Origin of the sequence: Bacillus sp. CDB3 (assembly GCF_002081505.1) — a bacterium.
Classification (GTDB): Bacteria; Bacillota; Bacilli; order Bacillales; family Bacillaceae_G; genus Bacillus_A; species Bacillus_A cereus_AT.
In genome coordinates, this window is record NZ_ALBR01000097.1 from 156569 (window position 1) to 168242 (window position 11674).

Genomic DNA, 11674 nt, shown 5'->3' on the forward strand with positions numbered 1-11674 from the left:
TATATATATGTGTGCTAGATAGAAGGCAGAATAAAAATGGAGTGAAGGATTTTATTTTAGTGAAATAGGAACTGTTAAAATTCAGAAAATATAAACTTTATATAATAGGTCAAGGTTTTTGACGTAAATTAAGTTCGGAAACGCAGACGTATCAAGGGTGTAAGCGTGTAACACAAGGTTTTTTTGCGACTGATTGGATAAATTGCAGCTTTTTACAATTTATACTATGATAAAGATATTAACAGAAGATCGTATAAACATGAGGGATGATGAAGATGAAATTTACAAAGATTCTTGTCCAAATTGCTGCTCTTTATGTGTTTTATATGGTTGGAAATTGGGTGCAAGAAATGTTGAATATTCCGATTCCAGGAAGCTTGATTGGGATGTTTTTCTTACTTGTTTTACTTAGCCTAAAAGTACTTCCAGTGAAATGGTTTGATTTAGGGGCAGAAACACTCGTTGCTATTATGCCGTTTTTATTAATTCCGCCAACGCTTGGCCTAATGAATTACGGTGCTTTTTTTATGAGTAAAGGAATTTCTCTTTTCATTACAGTTGTAGCGAGTACGTTTTTAATTATTATTGTCGCAGGACATACAGGACAATATCTTGCGAATAGAAAGGAAAAAGAGACACAATGAGCCAAATATTAATCGGAATCGGTTGGGTTCTTTTTACGGTGCTATTATATCAATTATCTAAAAAAAATCTATAAATTATTTCCAACACCATTCACCATTCCAATGCTTGTAGCGACAGGATTAATGGCTTTCTTATTTATAGTGCTTGATATACCATATCAAAATTACATGGAAAGCGGTGGTGGCTGGATTGCGAAGCTACTTGGACCAGGTGTTGTAGCATTTGCAATTCCGCTTTATAAACAACGCCACGTTCTGCAAAAATATGTTGTACCAATTGCTGGTGGTGTATTGGTAGGTACAACAGTGGCGATTGCAAGTGATTTCGCTATCGCCACGCTTATGGGAACAGATAAAAGTTTAATTTTATCTTCTTTACCAAAGTCAGTGACAATGCCAGTTGCGATGAGTGTATCTGAACAAGTGGGCGGTGTCCCTTCCTTAACAGCGGCCTTCGTCGTTATCGCAGGGATTACTGGAACGATTACAGGACCAATTTTATTAAAATGGAGCCGCGTTACAAACTCAGTTGGTAAAGGGATTGGCTTTGGATGTGCATCTCATATTATGGGTGTTATGAGAGCGATGAAAAATAATGAGCATGAAGGTGTTATTGGATCGGTAACAATGACATTAACAGCAATTTTGACATGTTTGCTCGGACCGTTATTTGCAATGATGTTTATGTAATAGAAGAAAAGCGAGAGCGACCCTATAGCTCTCGCTTTTCTATAGGATTTATGCTACAGTTGAAATAACTGAATCTTTGTAGGAGGTACGCCAAGTGCATACGTTATTATCCGTTTTACTTATTATTGTATCGATTTTAATGATTGTTATGGTACTTATGCAGTCTAGTAATAGCTCAGGCCTTTCAGGTGCAATTTCAGGCGGTGCAGAGCAATTATTTGGTAAGCAAAAAGCACGTGGAATTGAAGCGGTATTAAACCGTATTACAGTTGTTTTAGCTGTATTATTCTTTGTATTAACAATTGCTGTTACGTACTTAAACTTATAAAATTAAAAGAAGAAGCGTTAGCCGATTATGCTAATGGTTCTTCTTTTTTATTTGTTATTCAAAAAAAGTTTCTAATTAGATTATAGAATTATAAATATGGTACACTAAGAATAGAAAGAATACGACTAGATTACAGAAGAGAAAGAGGAGAAGTACATGATGAAATTAGCATCTCCAAAACCATTTACATTTGAAGGTGGAGACCGCGCTGTTTTATTATTACATGGATTCACAGGGAACTCAGCTGACGTACGCATGCTAGGGCGTTTCTTAGAGAAGAAAGGCTATACTTGTCATGCGCCAATTTATAAAGGACACGGCGTACCACCAGAGCAGCTTGTTCATACAGGTCCTGAAGACTGGTGGGAAGATGTAATGAATGCCTACCAGCATTTAAAAGATCAAGGTTACGAGAAAATAGCTGCGGTTGGATTATCATTAGGTGGAGTATTCTCATTAAAACTTGCTTATACATTACCGATTTTAGGTGTTGTACCAATGTGTGCACCGATGTACATTAAAAGTGAAGAAATTATGTACCAAGGTATATTGGCATATGCTCGCGAATATAAAAAGCGTGAACAAAAATCACCTGAGCGAATTGAACAGGAAATGTTTGAATTTAAACAGACACCGATGAATACATTAAAAGCATTACAAGAGTTGATTCGTGACGTACGCAATAATGTTGATATGATTTATGCACCAACATTCGTTGTGCAAGCACGTCATGATGAAATGATTAATACAGATAGTGCTAACATTATTTATAACGGTGTAGAATCTACGTTAAAAGACATTAAATGGTATGAAGACTCTACGCATGTCATTACACTTGATAAAGAACGTGATGTGCTACATGAGGATGTATATAACTTCTTGGAGCAACTAGATTGGTAAGGTCTAGTTGCCTCTTTTTTTCATAAGGGAATTTTTTATCCCGATGGTTGTGGGCTAATAATCAGTGGAGATGGATAACCCTCTACGGATTAAAGTTTCATTTTATGAAAACTGTAAAAAATCATTGGGAGATGATTAAAGTTTCGCTTTATACATCCCCCATCTTTCGGATACACTAAATAATATAAGGGTTTAAAGGAGGTATTTCTGCTTGGAAGAAATCATACAAGAACATATTGATAAGTTGTTATTATTTATGAGAGAAGAAGCGTATAAACCGTTAACAATACAAGAGTTAGAAGCGGCATTTGGAATTGAAGGTTCTGAAGGCTTTAAAGATTTTGTAAAGGCACTTGTAATGATGGAAGAGAAGGGACTTGTTATCCGCACACGTAGTAATCGCTACGGTCTTCCAGAAAAAATGAATTTAGTACGTGGTAAGTTAATTGGACATGCACGTGGCTTTGCATTCGTTGTACCAGACGAGAAGAAAACGGGAGACGATGATCTTTTCATCCCGCCTACAGAGTTAAATGGTGCACTTCATGGCGATACAGTATTAGCACGCGTTAGCTCACAATCAAGTGGATCACGCCAAGAAGGTTCAATTGTACGTATTTTAGAGCGTGGAACGAAAGAACTAGTTGGTACATATACAGAATCGAAAAACTTTGGGTTTGTTATACCTGACAATAAGCGCTGGACGAGTGATATCTTTATCTTGAAAAGTGCATCAATGGGTGCTGTAGAAGGCCATAAAGTAGTTGTGAAAATTACGAGCTATCCAGAGAATCGTTTAAGTGCAGAAGGTGAAGTTATTCAAATTCTAGGTCATAAAAATGATCCAGGGGTAGATATTTTATCTGTCATCCACAAACACCATTTACCTTTAGCATTTCCTGAAGAAGTGATGGAGCATGCAAACAGTGTACCAGAAACGATTTCAGAAGAGGATTTAAAAGATCGCCGTGATTTACGTGATCAAATGATCGTAACGATTGACGGTGCAGACGCGAAAGATTTAGATGACGCTGTTACAGTAACGAAGCTCGAGAACGGTAACTACAAGCTTGGTGTTCATATTGCGGATGTAAGTCATTACGTTGAAGAAGGTTCTCCAATTGATGTTGAAGCAGCGGAAAGAGCGACGAGTGTATATCTTGTTGATCGTGTAATTCCAATGATTCCACATCGTCTATCTAACGGTATTTGTTCATTAAATCCGAAAGTAGACCGTCTGACACTGTCTTGTGAAATGGAAATCAACAACTTAGGTGATGTTGTCAAACACGAGATTTTCCAAAGTGTGATTAAAACGACAGAGCGTATGACATATGCTGACGTAAGAAGCATTTTAGAAGATGAGGACGAAGAGTTAATCAAACGCTATGAGCCGTTAGTACCGATGTTTAAAGAGATGGGCCAATTGGCACAAATTTTACGTGAAAAACGTATGCGCCGCGGTGCAATTGACTTTGACTTTAAAGAAGCGAAAGTATTAGTAGATGAAGAAGGAAAACCGACAGATGTTGTCATGCGTGATCGTTCTGTATCAGAGAAGTTAATTGAAGAATTTATGCTTGTTGCGAACGAAACAGTAGCAGAGCACTTCCATTGGATGAACGTACCGTTTATGTACCGTGTCCATGAAGATCCGAAAGAAGATAAGTTAGAGCGTTTCTTCGAGTTTGTAACGAACTTCGGATATGCGGTAAAAGGACGTGCGAATGAAGTACATCCTCGTGCGCTACAACAAATTCTTGAAATGGTTCAAGGACAGCCTGAAGAAGTAGTAATTTCAACGGTTATGCTTCGTTCTATGAAGCAAGCACGTTACGATTCGGACAGCTTAGGACATTTCGGCTTATCAACTGAGTTCTACACGCATTTCACATCGCCAATTCGTCGTTACCCAGATACGATCGTTCATAGATTGATTCGTGAATACGTCATTAACGGTAAAGTCGACAGTGAAACACAAGCGAAATGGCGTGAAAACTTACCGGAGATTGCAGAGCACTCTTCTAATATGGAACGTCGTGCTGTTGAAGCAGAGCGTGAAACAGACGAAATGAAAAAAGCAGAGTATATGGTCGATAAGATTGGTGAAGAGTATGACGGTATGATTAGCTCTGTAACAAACTTCGGTTTATTCGTAGAGCTTCCAAATACAATTGAAGGTCTTGTACACGTTAGTTACTTAACGGATGATTACTACCGTTACGACGAGAAGCATTTCGCAATGATCGGAGAACGTACAGGTAACGTATTCCGCATCGGTGACGAAATTACAATTCGCGTTATTAACGTAAATAAAGACGAGCGCGCAATCGACTTTGAAATCGTTGGCATGAAAGGCACACCTCGTCGTAAGTTCAAAGATCGTCCAGTCGTGATTGAACAGCCAAGAACAGGTAGAAAGAAACGCGGTGGACGTAGCGAGCGTAGTAATGAGCGCGGTGGCGAACGTGGCACGGGTAGAAAATTTGACCGTGACGGCAAAGGAAAAGGCAAAGGAAGAGGAGCCGCATCAGCATCCGCATCAGGGGCAGCATCCGCGAGTCAGCCAGGGAAAAAAGATGGTAATGGCAAGAAGAAAAAAGGATTCTTCGAAAATGTACCAGGATTCAAGAAGAAAAAGAAAAAGCGTAAGTAAGAAAAGGGTGGCTTCGCTTTGATGAAAAGCGGGGCCTTTTTCTTTTTTGTTGGTGGCTTGAGAGCGAGCCACTTTCGCTTTTTGTTTACATTTGTTACAATAGTAAAAATAGAGGAGGGACGTTATATGCCAAAAGGTACAGGTAAGGTTATTGCACAAAATAAAAAAGCATTTCATGATTATTTCATCGAAGAAACATACGAAGCAGGGCTTGTCCTTCAAGGAACGGAAATTAAGTCGATTCGCGCTGGTCGCGTGAACTTGAAAGATGCGTTTGCACGTATACATGATGGTGAAGTATGGGTTCATAATATGCATATTAATACGTACGAGCAAGGGAATCGTTTTAACCATGATCCGCTTCGTACGAGAAAATTACTTCTTCATAAAAAAGAAATTGATAAGCTAGCGGGAGCTGCAAAAGAAACGGGTTACGCATTAGTTCCACTTAGAATCTATTTGAAAAATGGATTTGCAAAAATGGCACTTGGTTTAGCAAAAGGTAAGAAACAATATGATAAACGTCATGATTTAAAAGAGAAAGAAGCGAAACGTGAAATTGCACGCGTGTTCCGTGATCGCCAAAAGATGTAATACAGATATTTACATTTGTAAAACGGCGCGCGTATGATATAATAACTTATGTAAGGTTGTTGCACATTGAAAAACAGCTCTTAGTAGCTATCACGATATTTCTTCGTATGCTCCATTTTTATCATGGGGACGTTACGGATTCGACAGGGATAGTTCGAGCTTAGGTTGCGAGTCGAGGGGATCGGCCTCGTTAAAACGTCAAAGCCTATAATTGGCAAACAAAACAATCTTTCTTTAGCTGCTTAATTGCACTAAAGGTTCCTCCCTCCATCGTCCATGTGGTAGGGTAAGGGACTCAAACTAAGTGGACTACGCCGGAGTTCGCCGTCTGAGGGCGAAGGAAGAGAATAATCAGACTAGCAACTTGGAAGCCTGTCGATAGGCCGAAGAGTTCGCGAAATGCTAATATATCGACTACACTCGTAGAAGCTTAAGTGCCGATATTTTTGGACGTGGGTTCGACTCCCACCGTCTCCACCAATACATATTTGGTGGTTTTTTTATTTTGTATGATATGAACCATAACTTTGCCAGGTTGGCGGGGTTATGGTTCTTTTTGTTTGTGGCAAAGTTATGCTTCCAGGATTTGAAGAATATTTTTAATGTCGCCTTTAAATAAAGTCGCGACTTTTAGGGATAGTCTCACATGCCCATCAACTTAAGAAAATTTATTACTCCCAAGCATCAAAAAACGTTATTATTTCTAAACGGCATAGTGACAGTGTTCCTGCTCTAGTCCACAGTAGCGTTTTCATAATAAGTAAATACAATTAAAGATATAATCGTGTATCTTCCTAGTTTATTAAACAGTTATACTTAGGGCATATATTCATTTTAGAAAGGATTTTAAAAATGGAAATAGAAAATTTACTTAGAGTTAAGACGCGAGGGGAATTAAGAGATTGGCTTGAGGAAAATTCAAAAACAGAAAGATTTTGCTGGGTGATAGTAAGTATGACGGAACAATCAGAAGTGATTCAGTATTTAGATGCAGTTGAAGAAGCATTATGTTTTGGTTGGATTGATGGCATAAAGAAGAAAATATCAAATACTGAACTTGCTCAAAGGCTCTCACCAAGAAAGAAAAACAGTAATTGGACAGAATTAAATAAGGAAAGAGTAAGGAGATTATATAAATTAGGTTTGATGAAAGAAGAAGGACTGAGAGTTCTTCCTGATATGCGACCTGAATCTTTTACTGTAGATGTGGATATTGAAACTCGTCTGAAAGAAGATGAGCAATTATATGAAAACTTCATTAATTTTCCTGATCTATACAGAAGGATTAGAATTGATACGATACAAAGTTATAGAAATGAACCTAATATTTTTAATAAAAGATTGGATAAGTTTATTGAAAATACCAGGGAAAATAAAATGTACGGTCAATGGAATGACAATGGTCGCTTAACCAATTATTAAGGGAAGGAAATAAGAATTGAAATTAGAACGTTTGATATCAATCATATTTAAGCTCCTAAATAATGAAATTTTGTCAGCTTCTAGTTTAGCTGATGAATTTCAAGTATCACCACGGACAATTTATAGAGACATCGAAGTTATTTGTGCTGCTGGAATTCCAGTTGTTTCTTACCAAGGGACTAACGGGGGATTCGGTATAATAAAGGGCTACAAATTTGATAAAAGCTTAATGGGTTCTTATGACATTCTGAATTTAATTACAGTGTTAAGTAGTTTATCAAATGTTTTTAAGGACAAAGAAATTGAACATACGATAGATAGACTAAAATCACTGGATACAAGCAGTAATTTTAAGTCTTTATCGGTTGACTTGGAAAGCCATAGAACAGAACCCAATTCATTAATGAACCTACGAAAAGCTATACATGAAAAAAAGGTAATCCACTTTAATTATATAAGCAATAAAAATGAGTTTACATCTCGCGAAGTAGAACCTATTCACCTTCATTATAAGTTCCGTAACTGGTATATGTATGGTTATTGTAGAGAACGGCAGAATTATAGAGAGTTTAGGATATCACGTATGATGGGTGTAACTCTGACACAAGAAGGGTTTCTACAAAATCACGAAATTAAAGATGAAATATTTTATTCAAAACGTAATTTGGTGGGATTTGAGGATGTAGTAATCTGGGTGAGTCCTAATTCCTTAGCAGAAGCATTAGACCAATTCCAAAATTCTTCAAGAACCATTAACGATGACGGAAGTATGACAATTACAATTTCTGTTTATCAACCTCTACAAGCTGGATGGCTTAAATCGATTCTTTTAAGCTTTGGTAGTGGTGCTAAAATTGTAAAACCGATGGAACTGCAATCATTTTTAATAGATGAGGCAAAAAAAATAATAAAAGTTTATGAAGATATATGACAAACTGCTGTCATATATCTTTTTTTATAATCTAGATATCAACTTAAAAAAACGAGAACTAAAGGAGTAGCTGTTAAATGAATCATGCAATAAATATGTATAAGTACCATCTTTGGGCTAATAAGGTGTTACTAGAAAGAATAAAAGAATTACCAAGTAATGTCCTATATAAAGAAGCTAATAGTTCATATCCAAATATTGCTCAAACGTTTAGCCATATCTATGTAGTAGATGTTATGTGGTTACAAGTACTTAAAGGAATTGGTATGCAAGAAGCATTGGAAGCGTCTATGGCATTATTAGAAAAGATGAATTTATATTCTGTAGATGAATTTATTGAGTCTTTCGAAGAACTAGCTTCACAGTATGAAGAATGGATGAATAGCCAAAAAGATTTAGAACAAAAAATTAATTTAAATAATCCTTGGTCAGGTACTAGAGAGACTGCATACTCAGAAATTTTATTTCATGTTGCTAATCATGGTACCTATCATCGAGGGAACATAACAACCATGCTAAGACAACAGGGACACGCTTCAATAATGAATGACCTCTTTTTATATTGGTATCAGAGTTAGGTCAAATAGTACTTGTAAATTAATGATAGTTCATATGAGAATTCAATAAAATATTCATCTGTTTTCTATAATAAAAGTCCTTTAATTAAATTAACGGGGGCATTAGCTTAATATGGTGACCCCAATAAGACAAAATAAATAATAGTTCCCAATCGGGCACTTTTCTGGAGTAACAAAAAAGTCCTATTTCCCAATTTTAATACTGAGAAATAGGACTTTTTAATATTGTAATTTCTTTAACGTTATAAATCCGCATTTTCCTGACGGTACCCCAATATAAACTCAATAGGTTATAGTTGGAAATAAAAGTAAGCCTATGACCTGTTTTTACACGTACCTCGGCTGTACCCCTTATTTAATAAGAGATACTCCTTTTTATTTGTTTTTGATAATCATTTATTATTTTACACCTAATTTTTCTTTTGTTTTTGCAGGTAAATCAGCTTTTTGTACTTCTTCATAAGATTTAACTTCTGTGTCCGGTATATCTGTTTTCTTTTCGTCCTCTTGTTTAATGTAAAGGCGTAAAAATGCATTTTCTTTCATTTTTTCATTATTTGGTTTTTCGCTAGTGAAAGTAACTTTCTTTTCGTCTCCATCTTCATTATAAGTAGGTAAAGTATAGACACGTCTATTATCTTTGATTTCACCTTCGCCTTGGATTTGAACGTAGTATTCTTCTGTGCCAAGTTTACTTGGAGAAGATACATCACATCCTACCGCAAAGCTAGCGAATAGTGCGAAAGTAGCGCATGAAGCAAGTAATTTTTTCATATAAAAACTCCTCTATAAGTTATTTGTGTGTTTAAAATGGACTAACTAGTTATTAGTTTACAAGGAATAAATGTGTGCAAACATCGATGTATCTAACTGGTAGCTTACATTTTTGTAATGAACCCTTATTTTGAAATCTATCTATATAAAAAGTGATTTTTAGTCATCTTGAATGATTTTAAATGTAAAGTAGTAATGAAAATATTACATGAAAAGTTGTTGAGCGATTTTAATAATAGCAGCAACACCAGATAGTAAAACGAAACCGCCTAAGCAAGAAACAGTAACAATTTGGTTGAATAATAAGTCTTGATTTTCTCTCATAAGAATTCGCTCCTTTAATTAATTTGATAATTTATGATTGCAATGAAAGTAAAAATGTATATTACATGAAAAGTTGTTGAGCAATTTTGATAACAGCAGCAACACCAGATAATAAAATGAAACCACCTAGGCAAGAAACAGTAACAATTTGGTTGAATAATAAGTCTTGATTTTCTCTCATAAGAATTCACTCCTTTAATTAATTTGATAATTTATGATTGCAATGAAAGTAAAAATGTATATTACATGAAAAGTTGTTGAGCGATTTTAATAACAGCAGCAACGCCAGATAGTAAAATGAAACCGCCTAAGCAAGAAATAGTAACGATGTAGCTGAATAATAAGTCTTGGTTTTCTTTCATGAGAATTCGCTCCTTTAAAAGTGTTTTTATTGTTGATTGATTATCTATCTTTAGTTTATATGGAATGTAAGATCGGAAACATAGAAGTGACTAACGATTGGCTTACAGTATTGTAAGGAAGCTTACAGAAGTATGAAAAAAGGCTATTCTATTGAAAGAATAGCCGAAGTCAGAAGTAGGTGTTTTTATGTAGTTCTCTCATCTAACTTCATGTTTTTTATGAATTGCTTCGTTTCTGGATTCATAAGGAGAAGTAAGCGGAATGATGTTCCACCGTAATAGACACATTTCTTAATTTTAGTCACTATTTTTTGTTTTTGTATTGGAGAAAGACGATCGATATCATTTTCTTCTAGCAAATAAATAACATCTAACATATTCTTTTCTGCTTTTTGGGCGATACGATTAGATTTTAACTTTATATACATAAAATTAATGGTTGCGCCAATTGTATAAGGTAATAAAGCCAATTGAGCTTTCTTTTCTAAATTCGTTTTAAAATCATTCATATTAAAATTCATTTCCTCACCAATTAGTAAAGAAACGTCTTGAATAAAAATAACTAGTAATAATAGCGTTGTTGCAATCATTGAATTGGATATAAAAAAAGCATTTTCTGTACGACTTAGCTGATAAGGAGGTCGTATCCATACAATTCCCATTTGAACAATAATGCCAATGAAAATTGTTAAGATGATAGAGAAGTTATTTAAAAGGTCAAAATGAGTTATACTGCCTATTGTTGATAATAAACTAGTACTTATTATCGCTCCAGTGATAACTGAAGAGAGTATTAATAGTATGGTCATTAATATATTTGTCCATTGTAGTGCAAGATAAAGGCTGGTTACTGTTACTGCACTTAGAAGTAAAATCATTTGCATCACATTAGATATTAGGTCTGAAAAAGACGTTGAGATGGATGCATTAATTTGTAATAAGCTATTGAAGCTCGATGCAGCGATGAGCAAGCTATACAATATTTTTGTATAGCACTTGTAAGTGTATCTTCGATAAGGTAGTTCTTTATGGGAATCAAAGAGAGAAAAGAAGGCTAATTCTTTCACCTTTTGATGTTCTTGTTTCATTTCGAAGTAAATATTTTTAGCGAAATATAGATAAAGTAACATGACCATAAGCCAACTAATATTAACGAGCCATAACCCATAAGACTCTTTGAGATTAAAGAGAACAGAAATAATTTTTGTTCCTATATACATATAAATAGCAATACGAATAAATACGTTTGTTTTTTTTCCTAAGCTATAGGCGAAAAATTTTCTGATTTGTTTGCTGAAGAAAAAGTATAGAGAATTTCTTAGTAGTTGTTTCACATGTTGCAATAAAATAGCTCCTTTCGTTTATTCATATCAGTTGTTGAAATTTTAAAATAGAATTAAGTGCATATATTAGTATAGTGGATAAATGATTAATATGGGATATAAAAAAAGCTGATGACAGCATGTCACCA

Annotated in this window: 13 protein-coding genes, 1 other RNA gene and 1 pseudogene; 10 read left to right on the plus strand and 5 right to left on the minus strand. The window is 35.3% G+C overall.

What is annotated here, in order from left to right:
- Positions 1 to 266: 266 nt before the first annotated feature.
- The 10 genes and pseudogenes from CDB3_RS24940 (at position 267) to CDB3_RS24985 (ending at position 8743) form a co-directional block, all read left to right on the plus strand.
- Entirely contained in the window at positions 267 to 644 is a 378-nt protein-coding gene (locus tag CDB3_RS24940; RefSeq protein ID WP_179139755.1) for a CidA/LrgA family holin-like protein, read from the plus strand.
- A pseudogene (locus tag CDB3_RS24945) lies at positions 641 to 1334 on the plus strand (LrgB family protein). The gene CDB3_RS24940 and the pseudogene CDB3_RS24945 overlap by 4 nt, the downstream one beginning before the upstream one ends.
- A 94-nt stretch (positions 1335 to 1428) precedes the next feature.
- Positions 1429 to 1662 (plus strand): preprotein translocase subunit SecG, encoded by a 234-nt coding sequence (gene secG / locus CDB3_RS24950; protein ID WP_128856322.1) that lies wholly within the window; start codon positions 1429 to 1431, stop codon positions 1660 to 1662.
- A gap of 159 nt (positions 1663 to 1821) precedes the next feature.
- Positions 1822 to 2562, plus strand: coding sequence for an alpha/beta hydrolase (locus tag CDB3_RS24955; RefSeq protein ID WP_179139758.1), 741 nt, complete (start codon positions 1822 to 1824; stop codon positions 2560 to 2562).
- A gap of 211 nt (positions 2563 to 2773) precedes the next feature.
- Positions 2774 to 5218, plus strand: coding sequence for a ribonuclease R (gene rnr / locus CDB3_RS24960; RefSeq protein WP_128856324.1), 2445 nt, complete (start codon positions 2774 to 2776; stop codon positions 5216 to 5218).
- A gap of 126 nt (positions 5219 to 5344) precedes the next feature.
- Positions 5345 to 5812, plus strand: a complete 468-nt coding sequence (smpB, locus tag CDB3_RS24965) for an SsrA-binding protein (protein ID WP_128856325.1) — start codon at positions 5345 to 5347, stop codon at positions 5810 to 5812.
- Positions 5813 to 5937: 125 nt separating this feature from the next.
- Positions 5938 to 6292: a transfer-messenger RNA gene (gene ssrA / locus CDB3_RS24970) on the plus strand.
- A gap of 372 nt (positions 6293 to 6664) precedes the next feature.
- Complete coding sequence (locus tag CDB3_RS24975; RefSeq protein WP_128856326.1) at positions 6665 to 7234, plus strand: YdeI/OmpD-associated family protein; 570 nt, start codon at positions 6665 to 6667, stop codon at positions 7232 to 7234.
- 16 nt (positions 7235 to 7250) lie between these two features.
- Positions 7251 to 8165: a helix-turn-helix transcriptional regulator gene (locus CDB3_RS24980; RefSeq protein WP_128856327.1), complete on the plus strand. Its 915-nt coding sequence runs from the start codon at positions 7251 to 7253 to the stop codon at positions 8163 to 8165.
- A gap of 77 nt (positions 8166 to 8242) precedes the next feature.
- A complete protein-coding gene (locus tag CDB3_RS24985) occupies positions 8243 to 8743 on the plus strand; it encodes a DinB family protein (RefSeq protein ID WP_128856328.1) in 501 nt (166 codons plus the stop codon).
- A gap of 399 nt (positions 8744 to 9142) precedes the next feature.
- Here the strand turns inward: CDB3_RS24985 and CDB3_RS24990 are convergent, their stop codons facing one another.
- From CDB3_RS24990 to CDB3_RS25010, 5 genes are all read right to left on the minus strand, one after another.
- Entirely contained in the window at positions 9143 to 9517 is a 375-nt protein-coding gene (locus tag CDB3_RS24990; RefSeq protein ID WP_128856329.1) for a YxeA family protein, read from the minus strand.
- Between the two features lie 204 nt (positions 9518 to 9721).
- Positions 9722 to 9841: a DUF4027 family protein gene (locus CDB3_RS24995; RefSeq protein ID WP_128856330.1), complete on the minus strand. Its 120-nt coding sequence runs from the start codon at positions 9839 to 9841 to the stop codon at positions 9722 to 9724.
- 61 nt (positions 9842 to 9902) lie between these two features.
- Complete coding sequence (locus CDB3_RS25000; protein WP_128856331.1) at positions 9903 to 10022, minus strand: DUF4027 family protein; 120 nt, start codon at positions 10020 to 10022, stop codon at positions 9903 to 9905.
- 61 nt (positions 10023 to 10083) lie between these two features.
- Positions 10084 to 10203, minus strand: a complete 120-nt coding sequence (locus tag CDB3_RS25005; protein WP_128856332.1) for a DUF4027 family protein — start codon at positions 10201 to 10203, stop codon at positions 10084 to 10086.
- Between the two features lie 185 nt (positions 10204 to 10388).
- Positions 10389 to 11546, minus strand: a complete 1158-nt coding sequence (locus CDB3_RS25010) for an AcrB/AcrD/AcrF family protein (protein WP_128856333.1) — start codon at positions 11544 to 11546, stop codon at positions 10389 to 10391.
- Positions 11547 to 11674 lie beyond the last annotated feature (128 nt).